We start from the raw sequence: 21,777 nt of genomic DNA on the forward strand, positions 1-21,777 counted from the left end.
TTATACACGACAGCCTTTTAATTTTTTTCTGCATAAGAAGTGATGTTATGTAGTAAAAAAGAAATAATTTTAGAATTCCATCTGTCCTCATGATGAATCGTATAAATGTTACGTTGGAATTCAAATCCAGGGATGGGAATGTAGCGTAGTTCATTTCGTTGTACTTCTTGTTCAATAGCAAGTTTAGAAATAAAGGCAACCCCATTACCGTATTTTAAAATTTGTTTCATCGTTTCTAATGAATCTAATTCAATTTCTGATTGGAATGTAATGTTATGAGCTAACATCCATTTTGTAAGTAAATCTCTCGTTGTAGATGGATTACGATGCAATAGTATGCGTTCCTTTTCGATATTTTGTAACGATACATTGTCTTTCTTTGAAAAATGATGTTCTTTGGAAAAGGCAAGAACAAGTGTATCGGGCATTATATTCGTTTGTTTTAAAAGTGGTTCATCAAATGGAGCAGCGGAAATTATCCCAAGATCGATTTCGTGATTTTGTAGCATCATTCGAATTTCAGGGGCTGTTTTCACTAGTAGCGTTATTTTTATATTGGGAAATTCACATTGAAATTGATGAACGACTTCTGGCAAAAGATAAGTCGCTGGTACATAACTAGCGCCGATTGTTATAGCACCTTTATGAAAATCTTTAAACTCTTGCGTGACACGTCTAGCTTCTTTCATAAGTGCATCTATTTTACAAGCATAATGGTGCAAAGCCTCACCAGCCTCTGTTAAGAAATACCTTCCAGAACGTAATTCGAATAGAGATACACCGAGTTCTTCTTCTAAGCTTTTTATATGAAATGTAATAGTTGGTTGTTTAACGCCAAGTTTTTCTGCAACGATTGTAAGCTTTTTGTATTTCTTAATAAGTACTACAATTTCTAATTTTAAGAGATTCATTATGAATTGCCGCCTTTTTTATTTTAACTATAGAAAAAATCTATAGAAATAAATAGTTTATTAGAAGTTTTTTAATTTAATCTTTACAGTACATTAACATTCAGTATAAATCTTCCATATAGAATGAAAGCAGGTTAAGAATGAGGGGAGAGAGGTGAAGCAATGGATATTACAATTAGTGGATTAGAAAAGGCATTTGGAAAAACGCAGGCGTTAAAACCGCTACAAATTGTTATGAAACAAGGTGAATTCACCACACTTTTAGGACCTTCGGGATGCGGGAAAACGACATTACTTAGAATGATTGCAGGACTGGAAGAGCCAGATAAAGGTGAAATATATTTCGGAGATACGTGCATGTATTCTTCTGCTAAAAAAATAAAAACATCTCCTCATGAACGTAATATCGGTATGGTATTTCAAGATTTTGCTTTATGGCCGCACATGACTGTTTTTGAAAATGTTGCATTTGGTTTAAGAGCTACAAAGCAAACGAATCAATTACGAGAAAAAGTAGAAGAGGCAATAAAGCGAGTTCGTTTGCAAGGGATGGAGAAAAGATATCCGCATGAACTCTCTGGCGGACAGCAGCAACGTGTCGCATTTGCTAGAGCAATTGTAACAAAACCGCATTTTATTTTGTTTGATGAACCGCTTAGTGCACTCGATGCAATTTTGCGAGAAGAAATGCGATTAGAGCTTATGGATATCGTTCATTCGATCGGTTTAACGGCATTGTATGTCACTCACGATCAAACAGAAGCTATGTCAATGTCAGACCAAATTATTGTAATGAAACAAGGAGAGGTATTACAAAAAGGAACACCAGAAGATATTTATGTGAAACCGTCTCATGAATTTGTTGCAAAATTTGTTGGTAAGGCAAATTGGCTTGTAGAGGGTAAAAAAATGATTCGTCCAGAGCATGTGAGCTGGACAAAAAATGATGTGTGCGAAATGTATACAGGTGAAGTTCAGTACGTTACATATGTAGGAGAGCGTTATGAAGTGAAAGTAAACATGGGGACACTCGGAATATGGACAGCTTATCACAATAGTAAACTAAGCATTGGGAAACCAGTATCGTTATATGTACCAAAAAAATGTATTCATCATATAGGGGGAGAATCGTATGAAGAAATTCAGTTCGCTTAAGTCTTTATTTGTATGTACTTTACTGTTTTCTGCAGTAGTAACAGGGTGTAGCTCAAAGACAGGTAATGCAGATGCAAAAAGTAAAACTACGAATGAAAAGAAAATTGTTGTATATAGTGCAGGACCAAAAGGATTAGCAGAAAAAATTCAAAAGGACTTTGAAAAGAAAACGGGTATAAAAGTGGAAATGTTTCAAGGAACAACAGGTAAGATTTTAGCGAGAATGGAAGCTGAAAAGAAAAAACCAGTCGTTGACGTAGTGGTACTTGCTTCTTTACCAGCGATGGAAGGATTAAAGAAAGATGGTCAAACGTTAGCTTATAAAGAAGCGAAACAAGCTGATAAGCTTCGTTCTGAATGGTCGGATGATAAAGGGCATTATTTCGGATATAGTGCTTCAGCATTAGGAATTGTGTACAATACAAAAAATGTGAAGGCAGCACCTGAAGATTGGAGCGATATAACAAAAGGAGAATGGAAAGGGAAGGTGAATTTTCCGGATCCAGCACTTTCAGGTTCGGCTTTAGACTTTGTAACAGGATACGTGAAAAAGAATGGAAAAGATGGATGGAATTTATTTGAACAGCTTAAGAAAAATGAAGTTACAGTAGCGGGGGCAAACCAAGAAGCATTAGATCCAGTAGTAACAGGTGCAAAAGATATGGTCATTGCGGGTGTTGATTATATGACGTACAGTGCAAAAGCAAAGGGTGAACCAGTTGATATCGTATATCCAAAAAGCGGAACAGTCATTAGTCCACGCGCAGCAGGCATTATGAAGGATAGTAAAAATGTAGAAGGTGCAAAAGAGTTTATTGATTATTTATTATCAGATGATGTGCAAAAACAAATTTCTAAAGCATATTTATTGCCTGGTAGAACAGATATAAAAGCTGAAAATAGACCGAATGTAGAAGAGATTCCAGTATTAAATATTGATTGGAAAACAGTGGAGAAAGAACAGGATGAAATAGGAAAACAATTTAAGAAAGTATTTCAATAAGATGGTGATTACATGGTAAATCGATTCGTATCAGTAAGGCAAATTGGAATGACGGTAGCGTTGTTACTTGTGGCGATGTTAATCGTCGTTCCGCTTTTTCTCATTTTATTTTCTAGTGTATATGAAAATAGTAGTTGGAATTTTTTAAAGCCTTTTGAAGTGATGCAGAGTGGTGGATTAGCTGGGATTTTTCTAAATTCGATGCTTCTCGGTGTACTTGTAGTAATAGGAGCTACCGTATTTGCATTTCCATTAGCGTTCATTATGAGCAAAACAGATGTTGGAAAGTATAGCAAGTTAGATGTTGTTTTTATGATCCCATTTATGACACCGCCGTATATTGGGTCAATGGGCTGGATTTTGTTCATGCAACCTAACGGCTATTTCGAACAGTTTTTTCCGATGCTAAAGACGATATCATCCTCGTTTTTTAGTTTAGGAGGTATGGTTTTAATTATGAGTCTGCATTTATTCCCATTCCTTTATTTTATGTTGAAAAATACGTTACTTCAAATTGGGAGTAGTAAAGAAGAAGCAGCAGCAGTTCATGGTGGAAACTTTTTCTATCGTTTACGAAAAATCATATTGCCGCTATTGGTATCAAGTTATGTAATGGGTGCCTTACTCATTTTCGTAAAGACGATTGCTGAATTTGGGACACCAGCTACATTCGGACGAAGGATAGGATTTCATGTGTTAACATCTGAGATTCATAAATTTATTTCGAGTTGGCCGATTGATTTTAGTAGTGCAACAGCATTATCTTCTTTATTACTTAGTGCGTGTATGCTCATTTGGTATATGCAAAATGTATTGAATCGAAAGTACTCATATGCAATGGTTAGTGGAAAAGGTGTGAAATCTAAAAGGTATACTTTGTCTATATTTACGCGCGTTGTAGCATGGGTTTATGTAATTGGTTTATTAATCGTATCAATTGGAATCCCGTATTTTTCTATACTGATTGCTTCATTATCGAAATTAAGAGGCGGCGGTTTGCATCTGAATAATTTTACAACAAGCCATTATGAAGCATTATTTACAATCGGATCTCCAGGATTAGAAGCTTTATGGAACAGTTTTCTTTTTTCACTTATAACAGCGATTATTGCTGTTATGATTGGAGTGTTTTTGGCACTTATGATTCGAAAGGGGAAAAAGTCCTCTGAAAAATGGCTTGATATGTGCGGTATGTTACCGAATATGGTACCAGGAATCGTGATGGTTGTAGGGCTTATTTTATTTTGGAATTCACCTTATATGCCTCTGTCCATTTACAATACACCAGTCATGGTTATCGTAACGTACGTTGTTCTTTTTTTACCTTATACGGTGCAGTATGTAAAAGCATCACTCGGGCAAATTGATGATTCTCTTGTGCAGGCAGGAAGTATTTTTTCTGGGAATTACATGTATATCTTTAGAAAAATAATATTACCTCTTATTATCCCGGGTATTCTTGCCGGATGGGCGATGACATTTACAATCTCGATAAGGGAGTTAGTAGCATCGCTTCTCGTACTACCTCCATCGGTAGAAACGTCAGCAACATTTATTTTTGCTCAATTTGAACAAGGAGAAGTATCTATTGGAATGGCGATGGCCGTCGTTTCAGTTGGACTTACAACACTATGTTTATTACTTCTGCAGCATATGGAGCAAAAACGAAAAGGGGTAGCATGATGAGGATGGAAGTATGGGGAGGAGCGGGAGAATACGGTCGGTCCTGCTACTTCGTAAAAAATAAAGAAACGAAAATAGTATTTGATTGTGGTATTAATCGATCATATGAGGATAGTTATCCAAAAATAGAGAGGGAAGTTGTGCCGTTTTTAGATGCAGTATTTTTATCACATATTCATGAAGATCATACGATGGGTTTACCTTTATTAGCGAAGTATGGATATAAGAAAAAAATTTGGACGACTCGTTATACGAAGGAGCAACTTCCAGCTTATTATGAAAAATGGAGAAAATACAATGTGACGCGAGGATGGAATGTACCTTATAGTGACCAAAACATAAAAGATTTAAATTATGTATATGTTGATGAGATTAGTAATCCAAATGAATGGATACAAATTACTCCAACATTGCGTTTTCAATGGGGGTATAGTGGACATGTATTAGGGGCTGTTTGGTTTTTAGTGGATATGAGTCATACATATGTATTTTATTCTGGCGATTATTCAGCAGAGTCTAACATACTACGAGCTAATTTACCTGAGAAATTGCGTGGCGATATAAAAGTTGCCATCGTAGATGCCGCATATCACACTGATGATGTTTCGCAAAATGAACGAGTAGACGAACTATGTGCAGAAATTGAACGAGTGGTGCAAAGTAAAGGGGTAGCATTACTACCACTGCCCCCACTGGGTAGGGCGCAAGATATCGTACTGTATTTATATGAAAAATATAAAAAACTTCCCATCATAGTAGATAAAGAAATCTTAGCTGGATTCCAAGAGATGTTCGTATATAAAGATTGGATAAAAAATAATGAAGAACTGGAACAGATTGTAGAGCGTTTAAAAAGAAACATAATAGTTATGGATCATGACATATGCATGCAAAATAGTTATGGAATAGTTGTAATGAGTGATGCGAATATGCAAACGAAACGAGCTCAGTTATATTATGAACAACTCCGACATGAAGAACGAAATTCTATTATCTTTACGGGACATATTGCCAAAGGGAGTTTTGCAGAAAAAGTTTTGAAAGAACGTGTAGGTAAAGAATGTAGGGTGAAACGGGTTCTATACAAAGTTCACCAAAGTATAAGAGATGTGAAAGAGATGTTAAATACATTATCACCAGAACATACGGTGTTAGTACACGCTTTGAAAGAGGATACGGATCGATTACAGAAAAAGCTTAGCACGGCAGGGTATGAAAATGTATATTCACTTACTATGGAACGTATAGAAGTCATTTGAAATGTAAAGGGGATAGGTATATGAAAAGAGTATTTGTATTCGTAAGTATTTTCTTTTGTTGCTTCCTTTATAAAGTTAAGGAAGGGTTTACTGCTAGTCCAATGACACCTAGTTTTGAAGTGAAGTTATTATTAAAGCCAGAACAAGTACTAGGTCCTAACAAAGAGATGAAGCAAGATGTACTAGAGCATTTCCAGGCTGGTACAAATTATGAAAGAATACAAGTACAGTTTTTAGATACGGCAAATAAAAATTTAAGTAATGAAGGCTGGTTTGCCAGAATTCGAAGGAAAGAATTTAGTAAAGATTTTGAGCTAACATATAAAAAAAGATACCCGATTCAAAACGGTGTAATTCAAGATGCACTAGAAGTAGCTAAAAAAGATGGATTTGACAGTAAAACTGATAATTATGAGGCAGAAATAGACTGGGGATTTGAGAAGAAAACGTTAAGTATTTCAAATAAGAAAAGTTACAGTGCTAAAGGATATGGAGTACTTGATCTACCAGACGAACAAGCTGCTCAAAACATGTTAATAGAAAAGTTACCAGGGAAAATGAATAAATGGCTGTATACGAATTGGGGAGAAGAGATGTTAAGGGATTCCCGTATTTATGGTCCTGTATTAATGAAAAGGTATACAGGGGAGTTTGAAAATAGTAAAACGAATATTGAAGTTTGGCCACTAAGTAATACAGGGAAAATAGAAGATGATTTCGTAATAGAACTGTCGTTTAAAACCAATGAGGAAAGTATTGCGAAAGAACAAAGAGAATTATTAATGAAGAGTTTAGAACAAAAAGGATGGTTGTTACCGAAAGATAGTTTGAAGACAGAGCTTATTTTTCAATAAATAGTAAAAAGGAATCCATATGCCATGGATTCCTTTTATATATGGGTATTAAGCTAAATCAGCTGACACGAACATATCATTATTTTGAAGGTTTTTAGAGCGTAAACTATAAGCAACGACCTTCTTTTTATGTTGCTTTACAACATCAACATGCTCTTCATGACTATAAATATAAAATGTAAAATCTTTTTTGCCGCGTTTTGCATTAATAATTAAAGGAGTACCCTCATTGTGTGGTGGTGCATAATAGCGATCTAAAAATAAACCTTCGTTAAAATCATGAATAATTTTAGATTTTTGTTCGCCTTCTAAGTTATTTCCATTGATTGTAACTGTCGAATTCTCTTCTTCCAGTTGTGGATGTGTTTCGTACTTGCTAATAATGGATTCAATAACAGAGTTCGGAAGGCTAGAAACGATAATTTTAAATGCCCCAAATACAACTAACATTACAATAAACCAAGTCGTCATAGTATATCATCCCCTTTTTCCTATTAAATAATATAACTCATATGGTAATAGTACATAAGGTGAAGTTTTGTATAATTTGTGAAAAATATGCCATTTTTATGAACGAAATATTAGAAAAATCAATTTTGTTACAAAAAGTTGAAATCGAAGTATTTTAAAAGAAAAAGGTTTATAATAAAAATATAACTAATAACCACATTACTAATTATAAGGAAGTGTAACTATGAGTACTGTAGCAATCGTATATGGTATTATTCTTTCTACAATTATTGTTTTATTTATTGTCGGGGTTTCACGTTATATTCATAAATGGAAAGAAGGCGTTGCGAAATTAAATCACATTGAAGAAGAGCTTAGTGATTTAATGTTACATCATGGTAAGTAAAAATTTTATTTTTAGCTAAATAATGTGAAGAATATCACAAAACATGCTCTCCTTATGAAGGCATGTTTTTTTGTTATATCAATGCTTAGGCACATTCATACATTTTTTCCATACGATACAGTGTGAAAGTCGAAATGTTCGGAGTGGAAAAGAGGGATAAAATGAGTAGTTCAGGTTATGTTCCAGATAATAAAAATTTAAAGAAAAGTTCAGGAACTCCAAATCTTTTCTTTGATTCAAGAAAAAATATCTTTTTTAAAAGGGATGAGAAAAACGTTGCATATGAAGTTACGTCAACGCAGTTACCAGCGATGATAGGAGGAGCGTTTGTTGATTTGTTTATGACAAAAGGACATATGCGAGAACCGCATTGGCATCCGAATGCGTGGGAATTGGATGTTGTTGTATCAGGAGAAGCAATTACATCTATCTTAAATCCAGAAACGAATCAATTACAAAATTATCATGTGAAAGCGGGGCAAACTGTCTTTATTCCAATGGGATGGTGGCATTGGATCACAGCGGTAACAGAAGAAGTACAATTACATTTGTTCTTCAATAACGATCAGTTTGAAACAGCAGAAGGGTCAGACATACTGAGATTAACACCGCCAGAAGTATTTCAAGCTGCATACGGTGTAAGTGCAGAAAAATTAGAGAAAGACCTTTCGCCAATTAAGGAATCAGTTGTAATTGGTCCTCCTAACTCAAATCGAATAAATAGTGTGAAAAAAAGTGACGAATCAAATATAGTCGTTACGTTAAATGGACAAATAACATCATGTGAAATAGAATAACTCTTTCTTTTTTAGGAAGAGATATTCTATTTTGTATAATTTTGTAACTCCGTTCGTTATAATTATATAGAAGGGAATTCAGTAAAGGGGGCATATCGTGAACATAGTAAAGATTATAGGAACCGTTTTATGTGTCATTATAGTAGCCATTATAGCTTTCTTTTTTATTATGAAGTACTATTTGTCAAAAGAAGATCCGAATTACGTATTAAAGTACATAAAAGAACATAAAGGTGATAAAACATGTTCATTACTCATTAGAAAAAATGGGGAAATAGTAACATCTATAAATGAAAATGTAAAATTACCATTAGCGAGTACGGCAAAAATCGTAATAGCAGTTGAATTTGCTAAGCAAGTGTCAGAAGGAAAAATCAATCGTGATGAACAAATTTCATTGCAGGAGCTAGAAAAATATTATGTTAAAAACACTGATGGTGGGGCACATCCTGATTGGTTAGAGGATGCAAAAGCGAGAGAATTAGTGAAAAATGGACAAATTGCTTTAGAAGAAGTTGCAAAAGGAATGATTCATTATAGCTCTAATGCAAATACGACATATTTGTTAGATAAGCTTGGAATAGAAAGAGTAAATGATAGTTTAAAAGAGTTAGAGCTTACTAGTCATGACAAGTTCTCTTCGTATACTGCTTCACTATATATGAGAGGGTATGTGGAAAAAGAGCTTCATGAGCCAGAAAATCAATCGTTAGAAATGATACGTAACATGTCAAAGGAAGAATATAATAAACATGTGTTACAAATTCATGAATGGATGAAAGATGAAGAAGAATGGAAAAAACGGGATATTCCATTAAAGGTAGATATGGAATTTCAGCGAATTTGGTCAGATCGATTAGTGGGTGCAAACGCTAAAGATTATATGAGTATAATGGAAAAGATAAATAGCAGGGGTTATTTTCCAAAAACAATGCAAGCAGAGATCGAGAACATTTTCAAAGGAACAGTTAAAAATAGTAAGTTAGAATATGCTGGTCAAAAAGGTGGTTCTACCGCATTCGTATTGACAAAAAGCTTGTATACTACAGATAAGAAAGGGAATAAAGTAGAAGTTGTCATTATGTTTAACGATATAGAAGATCAAGTTGTATATCAAAAGCTGATAAATAATATAGATTATTTTATTCAAGATGCTATAGTGGATGAAGAGTTTAGAAAGAAGTTATAATGGAATAATTTTATTATGTAAACAAGATGATGTTAAATGAGGGAAACGCCGTATTAAGGTGTTTCCCTTTCATTAATATGAAAAGCAACATGTAAAATTGACAGCATGTATTATAAAAGTAAAGGAATTTGATGTTAATTTATTGAATTTGAATAGAAATAAAAAAGGGGGATGAACAAATGACGACAATATATTTCGTTCGCCATGCCCATTCTACCTATACAAAAGAAGAACGGGAGCGTCCTTTATCTGAAAAAGGGCACTTAGATGCAGAGAATGTAACACACTTATTAAAAGATAAACATATTGATGTTGTGATTTCTAGCCCGTATAAAAGAGCAATTCAAACTGTACAAGGAATTGCGAATACATATCATGTATCAATAGAAATAGAAGAAGATTTAAAAGAAAGGTTATTAAGTTCAGAGCCAGTAGTAGATTTTAATGATGCTATGGAGAATGTGTGGGGGGATTGGAGTTTTGCATATGAAGGCGGAGAGTCGAATGATGTGGCGCAAAGGCGTGCTGTAATATGTATGCAAAATATATTAAAAAAATATAAAGGTAAGAATATTGCAATAGGTACGCATGGAAATATTATGGTATTACTAATGAATTATTTCGACTCGAAATATGATCTTCAGTTTTGGAAAAACCTCCATATGCCTGACGTGTATAAAATAACTTTTGATAATTATTGTTTCATTTCTGCTGAAAGAATAGAGTCTACAGATTATCAGATAAATAATTTGTAAAAGTTTATCAAAAAAAGAGGAAAGAGAGAAGTTATTGTAGAAGTATGACTTTGTAACAAAAAATATATATGTTAAAGGAGGCTGTTTACATGTTTGAGAAAGAGAAAGAAGGGCTTATTGAAGTTCACAACGTATATGAAATTGTACCAGCAGATGGAACAATTATAGGTATGGCAACGGAAGAAGAAATGGAAATTGCTGCTGAACTAGAGCTGCAGTACTATGCCCATTCTCGTTTGCTAGAAGCAAATATTCAGTTAGACGGTTCCTCCTACAAAGAGTTACTTCAGGAGTTCCAGGAGTACGAAAGAAAATCAATGAGCTTTTGGCGAGCAATACATAAGCGTTTAGCTGTGCCATGGGCATGGGTATTACGTATTGATGTTGCGAACGGTCCTATTTATGTAAGTAATGGGAATGCGTATTACGAAGAAATCGATGATGAAGAAGATTATGAATAGATAAGTAAGGAAGCAGCTTTAGTTGCTTCCTTTTTTTATTTATAGAGATTGAATTGCTTTAATAATAATATCAGGTCGATCATTTTCGATTCCGTGACCAGCATGTTCGGCAAGTATATATTGGCTATGTATTGAGAGTTGTAATTGTTCATGAATCAGTTCTTGCCACATTGCTTCAAGTTGTGTCGCTTCCTCTTTTGGCATGCCATCCTCAGTCAACTGAGTAATAGAATAATGAGGATCTCTACCGATAACGATTAATGCTATTTCTAATGTTTTATATAGCTCTTTTATTGAGTGAGCACAATTTTTCCATTCATATAGTTCAGAAGCTGTTGCTTTATACAATAGAGGAGAGGTAGAAAATTCAATTTGCTGTCTTGATTGACCGGATAGCATAGGTTTTAGTTCATTAGAAAGCATGTCTACATCCATTTTGGAATATGTATTATATTTTTTAAGCCACATATCATCCGAATCCGTTTGATCAGAAATTGGTAAATGAAGTTCATCTAATCGGTGTAAGTTCATGGAAGTAGAATCAACTAAAATAAGTGCTTGCAACTTATCTTCATGTAACATCGCAAAATGTTGTGCACATAAGCCTCCGTAGGAATGACCAATTAGAATGATAGGCTCGTGAATAGCTAATTTCTGTATTAAAATATGTAATTCTTTTGTCACTTGCCTTATAGTACGCGAATCATTTCCTAGATCACTTTTTCCGTAACCTGGGCGATGGTATGAAACGACTGTAAAGTGTTGTGAAAGCTTTTCTATAATAGGAAACCAATCATAAAATGAGCAACCCATTCCGGTTTGAATGACTACAGTTTGTGTATTACATCCTTTTATATATACTTCTATAGTTTGCCCCAATACCTCTACAAATTTATAAATAGTAAACCCTCCTAACTAAGCTTGAAATAATTTTTGACAAGCAAAAACAATGCACCAAACACCTATACCAAGTAGGACAGATGTACTAAGTGAAAATGAGTTTTTTAAACCAATATAGACGATAAATAATAATAGTGCGGATGCAGGAAATCCATATAATACGCCTATAGCAAATTGACTTAATTCTTGTTTGTTCCCGCCTTCGAAAGAAATCCAAAATAGACTCAGTAAACTAACGAGAGGAAGGGCAGCAATAAAGCCGCCAATCGTACTATAATGTTTAGCTACTTCAGTAATAACACCGATAATAAGTGCCGAAACGATTACTTTAACGAGGAAATGCATACTTTGCCTCCTTCGCTAATAACGAAAAAGCTTTTTCGATTAATTGTTGTTCTTCTTTCGATAACTGTGATTCTAATATCTTTATCTTTTCTTTATCTAGTAAAGTATGCTTTTCTAATACTTCAATGCCTTCTTTCGTTAATGTAAGGTTCACCACTCTTTCATCTTGTTTGTTTCTTTCTTTCATGATAAATCCTTTTTGAATAAGGCGCTTTACATGTTCAGACGCTGTGTTATGAGAGAGACTAAGCTCAGTAGCGACTTTTCCAATTGTTATATCTTTCTCACGAGAAATGAGTTGTAAAATACGAATGGCTTGGTGAGAAAGGTTGTCCTCATACTCATATCGTAAGTGATAATAAATGCTCTCCCAATGTTGATTAATGTCTTTCATAATGATAAATCCCCCTGTTTTTTTTATATCGTACAATAAGATATATTCGTGAGGGTAGAAATAAAATCCTTTTATTTGGATAAAAAATGTTGAAAAAGTTTATTTTTATTGAAATATAAGGTAATCTATGTGTAAAGGTATACATTTAGCAAGAGAGAGGATGATAGCTGTGAATACATTCAAATGGATGAGTCATGAACAGATGTATGTAGATGAAATACATGTTGAAAAATGTGGTCCTCTTTCAGTCGGCGTATATGGGGGAAATCAAGAAAGTGATGCATATGAACGAGGAGATGCGGTGCTTGCTTGGTGGGACCCTGAATTACAATTTGAATTTGTTATGATTTTTGATACACACCACAAAACAAAAAATATAAATTATATAATAGAAGCAATTTCAGAAAGAAAAGAGAAATTAAAAGAGTTATTTTCCTACCCGATACATTTAGCTTTTCATCATACACATATGTACTTATTAGCGTTATTTACAGATGAATTGTTTATTGAAAAATGTGATCAAGATGATGAGGAACTTGCATGCATAATTTGTTTGCGAAAAGGCGAATTTTTATATTGGCTATCAGTTGGTGATTGCTTCGCATATTTATTTCATTCTGAGAAAACGAAGAATGGTAAAGGGCGATTAAATAAACGAAAAAATTACGAATATATCGGTAGAAAAAATATTTTCGCAGCAAATACACCTTGCTTTACGTCAGGTGTAAGAGGATTAGAAAAAGGAATGAATCACATTGTAATGGCAACGGACGGTATTTTAGAGTGTGATAAACGAAGGTTTGATGATGATCAATCTTTATTAGAAATATTGCACGACGGAAGTTGCTTACAGATTGAGCCAGTATTAACAAATGTACTGCAGTGGAAAGGTAGAGATTGTGCCACTATTATTGGATGGTCCATCGATACTGAAAATAAAAGATGCGCTAATTAATATAAAAGGAGTTCAAGGTTTTTATCCTTGAACTCCTTTTTGTTAAGCGATATGGATGTGATATGTTTTCAACCATTCATTTACTTGAAGCATGTATTCCATAGCACTTCTTGCTTCAAAATTGTTAATGTTTTTATTGCTTTCATCGGCAATGGCAAGGAATGTAGAATGATTAATAAATGAGAAAATAGGATTGTTTTTATTGCTGCACATGTCGAGTGATAAATGACGGATTGTTTGTAAATAATGTGGGTCTTGTGAAGTTGGGTAAGCACTTTTTCTTCTATTGCGTACATCGTCAGGTAAAGCAGGTTGTAGTGCTCTACGTAAAATGCCTTTTTCAATATTATCAATGCTTTTTATGTTGAAAGGAACGTTCCATAAATATTCAACTAATCGATAATCGCAAAACGGTACGCGAACTTCAAATCCTACAGCCATACTCATACGGTCTTTCCGGTCAAGTAAGAATGGGAGAAATCTCGTTAAAAATAAATAAAACATTTGACGTTGTTTCGCGGATTTTTTACTTTCACCTTCAAGAGTAGGTACTTCAAGAATCGCTTCTTGGAATCGTGTATCAATATAATCTTCTAAGTTACAGTGGTTATTTACTTCATTTAATAGAAGCGGAGATGTATTTTTCCAATTTGTTAGCCAAGGAAATTTATCTACATATAGTAATTCTTCTTGATGAAACCAAGGATATCCACCGAATACTTCATCAGCAGATTCTCCGGATAAAGCTACGGTCGCATCTTTTTTCATTTCGCAAAATAGTAAATATAGTGAAGTTTCCATTTCGCCAGCACTCGGTAAATCTTTTGCACGGAGGGGAACGAATAAGTGATTTGCTAATTCTTCAGCATTCACAATAATATCATGATGTGATGTTCCTACATGTTCAGAAACGCGTTTTACCCAAGGAGCGTCTAAACCAGTGCGAGCAAATGTCAGCTCAAAATCTTTTGCGCTATTTACAAAGTCAACGGAATACGTATGAAGTGTTTTATTTTCAGCAGCAAATTCTTTTCCCGCTAGTGCAGTAATACCGCTAGAATCTAATCCGCCTGATAACATACAAACGAGAGGAACATCGGCAATTAATTGTCTTTTTACTGTATCTTGTAAAATAGATAAAATATGCGATGACGTATCTTCGGTAGAGTCTGTATGAATCTTACTTTTTAAATTCCAGTACTTCGTAACTACTTTTTTATCACATGTAAATGTTATAGAATGTCCGGCACGTACTTCTTGAATATGTTTAAAGACGCCACATCCTGGAGTTCGAAATAACCCTAATCCAAATATTTCATTTATGCCATTCGCATCAATTTCAGCAGGAACAGATGGATGAGCTAATAATGCTTTAATTTCAGATCCGAAAATAATGCTGTCATTTCTTTCTGTATAAAAGAGTGGCTTTACGCCTAAATGATCACGTGCTAAAAACAGTTGTTGCTTTTGATCATCCCATAAGGCAAAAGCGAAAATTCCGTTTAAATGTTGCACGCATTCTTCTTTCCATTCTAAATAAGCATGTAGTAACACTTCTGTATCTGAATGCGTTTCAAATGCATGACCACATTTCCTAAGTTGTTCCCTCAGCTCACGGAAATTATAAATTTCTCCATTATAAGTAAGAGCATACGTATAATCACCAGCACGAAATGTCTTCGGCTGTGCCCCGCCTTCTGGATCAATTACAATTAAACGCCGGTGTGCAAAGGCCGCACGAGGTGAAAACCAAAATCCTTCAGCATCCGGACCACGATGCTGGATACTATTGGCCATCTTTTCTAAAATAGCATGTTCATTGGAAAGATCCTTATTCCAATTTACCCAACCTGTAATTCCACACATACACATCTCATCTCCTAATTTAAAATGTTGAAAAGTAGATTAATGAAATAAAATGTACATCTAGTTAAAGGATTACCATATAAATAGTGTACTACATGAATTAAATTGCAGACTTGAGAAAATTTTCTTGTAATGCATAGTTATGTGAGACAATGGCTAAGGGAAAGTATTCCATTACATACAAAAAATAATAAAAAAATGAGAGAAAATATTTTTTTAGACGTTATATAGGGTGTAAAAGCTTTTACAAAAAAATAAGGGGAATCGCTACATGAAATCAAATGAGAAAAATTATATAAAAAGATTACAACGGCAAAAAGAAGATGCGCTGGAATTCGTTGTCGATACATACTTACCACTCATAAAAGGAATCACGCACAAAGTTCTTCTTCCAGTTCAAAATGACGGACTCATTGAGGAATGTGTAAACGATATATTTCTTTCCATTTGGAATAACGCAAATAAATTTCATGGAGAGCCAAGTGACTTTAAAAAATGGATTGCGGCGATTGCGAAATTTAAAGCGATTGATTATTACCGAAAAGCAACTAGAAAAGTAGAAATTATTTCAGATGAGTTTCATATTAGTACGGAAAAGTCAGCGGAAGATGAATTAATTGTTATGGAAGATAGAGAAGAATTATTGAAGCTTATTAATCAATTAGAACCGTTAGATCAAAAGGTGTTCATTATGAAATATCTTCTCGGTATGAAGACAGAAGAAATAGGAGACAAGTTAGGGTTAACTCGGGCAGCAATCGATAATCGAGTGTACCGTGGGAAAAAGAAACTACAACAAAATGCTACGAATATTAGTTTTGGAGGTAGTGCCATATGAAAGACATTTATGAACTATTAAATGATATTGATATAGATGAGAAAGAACTTGAGGAAATTGAGGAAATTGAGGCTTCTGAAACTGAAAAAGAAAAAGTGAAGCGTAACTTAAAACAATCGATACGTACGAAGAAAAAGATGAAAAGTTGGAAAAAAGGTGTCGCTGCTGCATCTATTTTAGTAGGATTATCAGTTGCAACGCTTGGTATCGGATTTCCCACATATGCAGGGGGATTACCAATTGTAGGTGATATATTCCGATTTTTAGATAATGGTAGAACAGGGTTATATGAAAATTATAAAGAGTTTTCGACTGAGTTGAATATGACGAGGGAGAGTAATGGGGTTAAGGTTACAATTAATGATGCTGTGTTTGATGGTAGAACAATCACAATCACATACTCTATTGAGAGTGATAAAGATTTAGGGGAGAAGCCAAATATATTTGGATATCCGCAGGTGATGGGGTTTAATGGCGGGGGAGGAAGCTCTCAAGTAACAAAAGTTGGAGAGAAAAAGTACGTAGGTATGACTACAATGAGTGGTAATAGTAGTAAAAGGTTAGATGTTGCAAATGTTTGGTGGGATATGGAAGAAATTAGGATGGATTATAAAGGTAATTCAATTAAGGGGAATTGGAATTTCGCACTTAGTTTAAAGGCAATGGATAGTAAGGAAGTAAAGGTTAATGGGGCTTCTGAAAATGAATTAATAAGAGTAAATATAGACAAAATGGAAGTAACCCCGATGTCATTTATCGTTTTTTTCAATCAGGAAGAATCTAAGGCGTTACGAAGTATATGGGATAGCGCTGATGTGGAATTAGAAATAAAAGATGATTTAGGAAATCATTATGCAGGTGAAGGAAATGGTGGAACTAGTACAGTAGCAGAGCCACATAAAAGTAGTTGGAGTGCTACATTCCAAAAACTAAACGAAAATGCAACAAAGCTTATCGTTACCCCTCGCGTACACTTGCGAGTTCATACACCTGAAAATCATGGTGGAGTGGAGTATGTGAATGGAAAAGAGAAGAAAATTGAAGTTCCGAAAAAAGAAGCGAAGAGTAAAGATATTGTTCTAGATGATATCATAATTGATTTAAAGAAATAGAAGAGCGACTGCCTAAAACCATTAGGCAGTCGCTTTTCGTTAAGAACTAGTTACGAGTAAGGCATGAGGATGCTGCGTTTTATATTCGTCTTTCCAAGGAATATTTAGTTGATCCCATGATTCGCCGCTATCATTGGATTGAAACACGCCATTGTTATTTAACGTGTAAAACGTATGTGGTTCGGCTGGATTTGTCGCAAACATCGAAATGACTGTACCGATTGCAGATGGTAGACCTTGTTGTACTTGCTGGAAAGGAGTATCTTTCGTTTTACGATATATATAAGATTCATAAGGAATATGGTGATGGGCGAGGTCAGCGCTTGGTGCGGCAGAAACGAGAATTGTATCGCAATCAGCTGGGTCAATAGCCATGCTGTATAAATAATGATGTTCAAGTCCTTCACTGCATGAGATCCAGCTATTTCCACTGTTATAACTTTCAAGGTATGCACGATCAGGTCCGCCCATAAATCCGTCACCACATGATGCATAAAGGCGATTTGGAGCGTCAGGGTGCATAAGCAATTGATGAGCATCGATAGGAGCACCGAATTTTTTATCAATCCATGTATGCCCTTTATCATTACTTTGAATAACAGCACCAGCTTCAATTGAAACGTGGATTGTATTAGGATTGTTTGGATCAACTGTAATCCAGCGTACGTGATGAGTAAAAGGTCTAGGCGGGAAAGCCCACGTATAAGAAGATAATAAGGATTTCATATTTTTAAGTTCCGTCCACGTTTCACCGCCATTTTCCGAACGGAATAAAGCGCTCGGTTCTGTGCCGACATAAACGACGCCATAGCCGTTAACTTGTTCATTTGAGCTTATCGTTATAGAAGTAATAGAAGAATGTAAAATACCATCTTCTTTAGGAAAATCAAAGTACCGATATGAATCTCCAATCGGTCTCCACGAATCCCCACCATCGTCGCTTAACCATAAACCTCGTCCAAATGTTCCGCAATATACGCGATTCTTTTGGAATGGATCAACTGCAATACAGGTAGGTTGCATATTTTGTAAGTGATATGCGGTTTCATAGTTACCGTATCGTTCTTTTACAACGATAAGTTCACGTTCCATACAGAGAAATAGTCGTTTCAATTTCATAACCTCCTTCAAATTTCTTTCATTAGTAAACAATATGAAGCTGAAAAAGAAGTAGTCTTATTTTTTGTTGAGAAAAAGGACTTGTTTGAAAAATAGCGAAGTGTATAGATAGAGGAAGCGGACGTTTATGAGCGTTAATTCGGGATAAAGATGGGGAGTTTGTTTCATACTAACATACAGATATAGCACTTAAAGGAGCATTTGTATGGGACATTCACATGATCACGGTCATTCTAACAATAAAAAGGCGTTGCTAATTGCTTTCGTATTAACGACGAGTTTTATGATTGCTGAAGTAATTGGGGGATTTGTAACAAATAGTTTGGCACTACTATCTGACGCGGGGCATATGTTAAGTGATGCGGTATCGTTAGCGTTAAGTTTACTTGCGTTTAAGCTTGGAGAAAAAACAGCAACAGCTGCGAAAACATATGGGTATAAGCGAATCGAAATGTTAGCGGCATTATGTAACGGCGTCGTTCTTATAGTCATTTCAGTATACATTTTTATTGAAGCAATTCGCCGTTTTAAAGAACCAGTTGAGATTGCTAGTAATGGGATGCTCATTATTGCTGTACTTGGTCTACTTATTAATATTTTATCAGCTTGGATATTAATGAGGGGCGGAGATGTGAAAGGTAATTTGAATTTACGAAGTGCTTTCTTACACGTATTAGGTGATCTATTAGGATCAGTCGGAGCCATTATTGCAGCGCTATGTATTAAATTTTTTGGATGGAATGCTGCAGATGCGATTGCTAGTATTCTTGTGTCTATTTTAGTCATTATTAGTGGATGGCGTGTAACACGTGATACGGTCCATATATTAATGGAAGGTGCACCGCAGCATATAAATATTGAAGAGGTAAAAAGTACATTATTAAATATTACGGTTGTAAAAGAAGTTCATGATTTGCATATATGGTCTGTCACATCTGATTTTCAAGTATTAACTTGCCATTTGATTATTAAAGGAAATGAAACGCAAAGTGTACTAAAAGAGGCTACGGACGTATTAAAAGAGAAGTTTCATGTAGAACATGTCACCATTCAAGTAGAGATAGATGGTGAATTTACTCATAGTGAGACAACTTGCAAAGTATGAAAGAAAAAGGATAAGAAAAAGTGTCATAACATTTTTCGCGGGGCATACATATATATAATGTGGCCACAAATACTTTGTAAGGTAAATATTTCATGAAATTACTTTACTTATAAAGAGTCATCTTTTATAATCAAAAGTGGTAATTGATAAAGATTATCATTTTCAATGATCGTAGAAAGGAGTTTTTTAAAAGATGAGTAGTCAACTCCGTTTTGCTGTTGAAAATCGTAAGAGGCATTTAATCGATGAGTTAATTGGAGCAGGTGTGTTTAAGATTCGCGACCGACAATTATACGAGCTGTCTTTAGAGGAATTGGAAAAAGAGTACGAAGATATGGAAGATTATGCAGATATTCAGGCATAGCTATATAGATTAGTAAAAGGTGAGCTGGTTACGATTTTGTGTAACCAGCTCTATTATTATTTCATAGACATTATTTTTGATATTTCTTTCATTGGACGAAGCCAGTTTTGAGACATCATTAGTTCCATTTGTTTTTCGTCCTGCTTTTGCAGTGCTTGAATGATAGAGTGATGCTCTTCAATAGATTGACTTGCTGGAACAAAGTTTTGGAAAAATAAATATTCAAGACGTAAAACGTGAAGTTGCATATTTTCTAGAAACGGTTCAATATATTGATTTTTAGCAATGGAAGAAATTGTATTGTGAAATTGTATATCTAGTTGTAAAGCTTGTTTTGCGTTTTTCTTCTCTATAGAGCGCTGAAACTCATCATTTATTTCAGAAAGTAGTTTCAAATCAGCGTCTGTAATGTTTTGAAGTGCTTGCTTTCCTATAATAGAGTGAAGACCAGCCATCGTTTCATAAATAATAGGTATGTCATCTAACTTAATAGGAGCAATTTTTGTTTTTTGCCCAGGTACCATTTCCACTAATCCAGAAAGCTCTAATATTTGAAGTGCTTCTCTCACAGGTGTTCTGCTTACTCCTAGTGCTTCAGCCAATTCCCCATCATTAACTTTTTCATTAGGCTTCAGTACACCTTCAATAATCCAATCTTGTAATTGATTTAAAACGAGTGATTTCGCTGAAACTCTTCCTTGTTTTTTATAATTTTGAGGGATAGGCATAGTGAATTCAATCCTTTCATTGTATATTTTCCTTTTTCTCATGAACAAGCTTTGATTTAGGTTTCCCTTCATCCGGTTTTTGGCTTAAGATGAGCACCATTACAATGACACAAAAAGCTCCTAATAACTGAAAAGATTGAAACGGTACATGTAATATAAGTACGGAAGAAATAATAGCTGCAAGTGGTTCAGTACAACCGAATAATGTCGTTTCTTTCGGTGTCAAGTATCGTATGCTGTCTAAGTATAAATAAAATGCAATAAGTGTCCCGAAAATGACGACAAATGTGATGAGCGGTAGAGTACTTAGTTTTACATATTTCATAGTTGATAATAAAATGAATTCTTTCGTCGAAATAAAGTGTACAATCGTTACACCAATACCTCCAATAATCATGCCCCATCCAACGATAACAGAGGAAGACCATCTTTCTAGTAATCCCTTTGAATATAAACTATAAAAAGCAAGAGATAATCCAGATAAAATACCCCAAATAATAGCTGGTGTAGAAACAGCTAAGTTATGAACCGACCCATTTGTTAGTAAGAGAAAAGTGCCTACTAATGAAAGGGTAATTGAAATGAAATCAATTTTTGATGGACGAACGTTCCATTTGAAAAGTAAGTATACAGTAATAAATATAGGTGCTAAATATTGCAATAATGTTGCAACGGCGGCATTTCCTTCTTTAATAGAAGCAAAGTACGTGTACTGTACAGCAAGCATACCAAATAGGCCAAACAATATCATTTTAGTAGCATCAGATCTTTGTTTCCATATGCCGAATATTTCTTTTTTGTTCGTTCCGAATGATGAAATAATGAGCAAGATAACACCCGATATTAGCAATCGGATTGTAACTAACCATTCAGTAGAAACATGTTCATATTGAAAAAGTTGTTGTGCAGCTGTTCCGGACAATCCCCATAAACAAGCACCAATTACAACCATAAGGATTCCTTTTAAACGATTTGGATCCATAATGTATATAGTCCTCCTTTCAAAAAAGTATATTGTATACAGTATGCAATATATCACAGAGTGTATAAGAAATAAACTGAAATTTCTTACTTGATGTAAAGTTGTTATTCAAATGAAAGAAGTTTGTTAAATAAGAAAACGATAAA

25 protein-coding genes are annotated in these 21,777 nt (G+C 34.6%); 16 read left to right on the top strand and 9 right to left on the bottom strand.

Annotated elements, in window-relative coordinates; genetic code table 11:
• Positions 1-17: 17 nt before the first annotated feature.
• Positions 18-911 carry a LysR substrate-binding domain-containing protein gene (locus tag VF726_RS02925; RefSeq protein WP_440165683.1) on the bottom strand — a complete coding sequence of 298 codons (894 nt, stop codon included), beginning with the start codon at positions 909-911 and terminating at the stop codon, positions 18-20.
• 162 nt (positions 912-1,073) lie between these two features.
• On the opposite strand from VF726_RS02925, the gene VF726_RS02930 reads away from it, so the two are divergent.
• From VF726_RS02930 to VF726_RS02950, 5 genes are read left to right on the top strand one after another with little or no spacing between them, the layout of a single operon-like run.
• On the top strand, positions 1,074-2,066 hold the full coding sequence (locus tag VF726_RS02930) for an ABC transporter ATP-binding protein (protein ID WP_440165685.1): 993 nt from the start codon (positions 1,074-1,076) through the stop codon (positions 2,064-2,066).
• The gene (locus tag VF726_RS02935; RefSeq protein WP_429672523.1) at positions 2,044-3,069 is read left to right on the top strand and encodes an ABC transporter substrate-binding protein; all 1,026 of its coding nucleotides are present in this window, start codon (positions 2,044-2,046) and stop codon (positions 3,067-3,069) included. The genes VF726_RS02930 and VF726_RS02935 overlap by 23 nt, the downstream gene beginning before the upstream one ends.
• Positions 3,070-3,081: 12 nt before the next feature.
• Positions 3,082-4,752 carry an ABC transporter permease gene (locus VF726_RS02940; protein ID WP_440165687.1) on the top strand — a complete coding sequence of 557 codons (1,671 nt, stop codon included), beginning with the start codon at positions 3,082-3,084 and terminating at the stop codon, positions 4,750-4,752.
• Positions 4,749-6,011 (top strand): MBL fold metallo-hydrolase, encoded by a 1,263-nt coding sequence (locus tag VF726_RS02945; RefSeq protein ID WP_440165689.1) that lies wholly within the window; start codon positions 4,749-4,751, stop codon positions 6,009-6,011. Before VF726_RS02940 ends, VF726_RS02945 begins: the two co-directional genes overlap by 4 nt.
• Before the next feature lie 20 nt (positions 6,012-6,031).
• Positions 6,032-6,865, top strand: a complete 834-nt coding sequence (locus VF726_RS02950) for a hypothetical protein (protein ID WP_440165691.1) — start codon at positions 6,032-6,034, stop codon at positions 6,863-6,865.
• 48 nt (positions 6,866-6,913) lie between these two features.
• On the opposite strand, the gene VF726_RS02955 is transcribed toward VF726_RS02950, so the two are convergent.
• A complete protein-coding gene (locus VF726_RS02955) occupies positions 6,914-7,336 on the bottom strand; it encodes a YfmQ family protein (RefSeq protein WP_075310251.1) in 423 nt (140 codons plus the stop codon).
• A gap of 41 nt (positions 7,337-7,377) precedes the next feature.
• Between VF726_RS02955 and VF726_RS02960 the strand changes: the two genes are divergently transcribed.
• From VF726_RS02960 to VF726_RS02985, 6 genes are all read left to right on the top strand, one after another.
• Positions 7,378-7,494, top strand: coding sequence for a hypothetical protein (locus VF726_RS02960; RefSeq protein ID WP_002052063.1), 117 nt, complete (start codon positions 7,378-7,380; stop codon positions 7,492-7,494).
• A gap of 65 nt (positions 7,495-7,559) precedes the next feature.
• Positions 7,560-7,721, top strand: a complete 162-nt coding sequence (locus VF726_RS02965; protein WP_098776925.1) for a peptidase — start codon at positions 7,560-7,562, stop codon at positions 7,719-7,721.
• Positions 7,722-7,882: 161 nt separating this feature from the next.
• Positions 7,883-8,518 carry a cupin domain-containing protein gene (locus tag VF726_RS02970; protein WP_440165694.1) on the top strand — a complete coding sequence of 212 codons (636 nt, stop codon included), beginning with the start codon at positions 7,883-7,885 and terminating at the stop codon, positions 8,516-8,518.
• 97 nt (positions 8,519-8,615) lie between these two features.
• The gene (locus tag VF726_RS02975) at positions 8,616-9,707 is read left to right on the top strand and encodes a serine hydrolase (RefSeq protein WP_440165696.1); all 1,092 of its coding nucleotides are present in this window, start codon (positions 8,616-8,618) and stop codon (positions 9,705-9,707) included.
• A 179-nt stretch (positions 9,708-9,886) separates the two neighbouring features.
• Positions 9,887-10,462: a histidine phosphatase family protein gene (locus VF726_RS02980; protein WP_440165698.1), complete on the top strand. Its 576-nt coding sequence runs from the start codon at positions 9,887-9,889 to the stop codon at positions 10,460-10,462.
• A gap of 89 nt (positions 10,463-10,551) precedes the next feature.
• Positions 10,552-10,923, top strand: coding sequence for a hypothetical protein (locus VF726_RS02985; protein WP_253621535.1), 372 nt, complete (start codon positions 10,552-10,554; stop codon positions 10,921-10,923).
• 39 nt (positions 10,924-10,962) lie between these two features.
• On the opposite strand, the gene VF726_RS02990 is transcribed toward VF726_RS02985, so the two are convergent.
• The 3 genes from VF726_RS02990 to VF726_RS03000 are packed head-to-tail and all read right to left on the bottom strand — an operon-like array spanning position 10,963 to position 12,562.
• A complete protein-coding gene (locus VF726_RS02990) occupies positions 10,963-11,802 on the bottom strand; it encodes an alpha/beta fold hydrolase (protein ID WP_440165700.1) in 840 nt (279 codons plus the stop codon).
• Between the two features lie 36 nt (positions 11,803-11,838).
• A complete protein-coding gene (locus tag VF726_RS02995) occupies positions 11,839-12,168 on the bottom strand; it encodes a DUF3147 family protein (protein WP_000545634.1) in 330 nt (109 codons plus the stop codon).
• Positions 12,152-12,562: a MarR family winged helix-turn-helix transcriptional regulator gene (locus tag VF726_RS03000; protein WP_440165703.1), complete on the bottom strand. Its 411-nt coding sequence runs from the start codon at positions 12,560-12,562 to the stop codon at positions 12,152-12,154. Before VF726_RS03000 ends, VF726_RS02995 begins: the two co-directional genes overlap by 17 nt.
• A 127-nt stretch (positions 12,563-12,689) precedes the next feature.
• Here VF726_RS03000 and VF726_RS03005 point away from each other — a divergent pair, with 127 nt between their 5' ends.
• Complete coding sequence (locus VF726_RS03005; protein ID WP_440165705.1) at positions 12,690-13,517, top strand: protein phosphatase 2C domain-containing protein; 828 nt, start codon at positions 12,690-12,692, stop codon at positions 13,515-13,517.
• A gap of 42 nt (positions 13,518-13,559) precedes the next feature.
• Here the strand turns inward: VF726_RS03005 and asnB are convergent, their stop codons facing one another.
• Complete coding sequence (gene asnB, locus VF726_RS03010; protein ID WP_440165707.1) at positions 13,560-15,383, bottom strand: asparagine synthase (glutamine-hydrolyzing); 1,824 nt, start codon at positions 15,381-15,383, stop codon at positions 13,560-13,562.
• A gap of 271 nt (positions 15,384-15,654) precedes the next feature.
• Between asnB and VF726_RS03015 the strand changes: the two genes are divergently transcribed.
• Together VF726_RS03015 and VF726_RS03020 are read left to right on the top strand one after the other, a co-directional pair.
• Positions 15,655-16,221 (top strand): sigma-70 family RNA polymerase sigma factor, encoded by a 567-nt coding sequence (locus VF726_RS03015; protein WP_440165709.1) that lies wholly within the window; start codon positions 15,655-15,657, stop codon positions 16,219-16,221.
• Positions 16,218-17,333, top strand: coding sequence for a DUF4179 domain-containing protein (locus tag VF726_RS03020; RefSeq protein ID WP_440165712.1), 1,116 nt, complete (start codon positions 16,218-16,220; stop codon positions 17,331-17,333). The genes VF726_RS03015 and VF726_RS03020 overlap by 4 nt, the downstream gene beginning before the upstream one ends.
• Before the next feature lie 39 nt (positions 17,334-17,372).
• On the opposite strand, the gene VF726_RS03025 is transcribed toward VF726_RS03020, so the two are convergent.
• The gene (locus tag VF726_RS03025) at positions 17,373-18,446 is read right to left on the bottom strand and encodes a WD40/YVTN/BNR-like repeat-containing protein (protein ID WP_440165714.1); all 1,074 of its coding nucleotides are present in this window, start codon (positions 18,444-18,446) and stop codon (positions 17,373-17,375) included.
• 211 nt (positions 18,447-18,657) lie between these two features.
• Here VF726_RS03025 and VF726_RS03030 point away from each other — a divergent pair, with 211 nt between their 5' ends.
• Both VF726_RS03030 and fbpA read left to right on the top strand, forming a co-directional pair.
• A complete protein-coding gene (locus tag VF726_RS03030) occupies positions 18,658-19,557 on the top strand; it encodes a cation diffusion facilitator family transporter (RefSeq protein ID WP_440165716.1) in 900 nt (299 codons plus the stop codon).
• A 193-nt stretch (positions 19,558-19,750) separates the two neighbouring features.
• Complete coding sequence (gene fbpA, locus VF726_RS03035) at positions 19,751-19,921, top strand: Fur-regulated basic protein FbpA (protein WP_000098301.1); 171 nt, start codon at positions 19,751-19,753, stop codon at positions 19,919-19,921.
• A gap of 56 nt (positions 19,922-19,977) precedes the next feature.
• Here the strand turns inward: fbpA and VF726_RS03040 are convergent, their stop codons facing one another.
• Both VF726_RS03040 and VF726_RS03045 read right to left on the bottom strand, forming a co-directional pair.
• Positions 19,978-20,649, bottom strand: a complete 672-nt coding sequence (locus tag VF726_RS03040; protein ID WP_440165719.1) for a GntR family transcriptional regulator — start codon at positions 20,647-20,649, stop codon at positions 19,978-19,980.
• A 16-nt stretch (positions 20,650-20,665) separates the two neighbouring features.
• Positions 20,666-21,631: a DMT family transporter gene (locus VF726_RS03045; RefSeq protein WP_440165721.1), complete on the bottom strand. Its 966-nt coding sequence runs from the start codon at positions 21,629-21,631 to the stop codon at positions 20,666-20,668.
• Positions 21,632-21,777: the final 146 nt, after the last annotated feature.

Source organism: Bacillus sp. Brlt_9 (genome assembly GCF_051948935.1).
In the GTDB taxonomy this organism is placed as follows: Bacteria; Bacillota; Bacilli; order Bacillales; family Bacillaceae_G; genus Bacillus_A.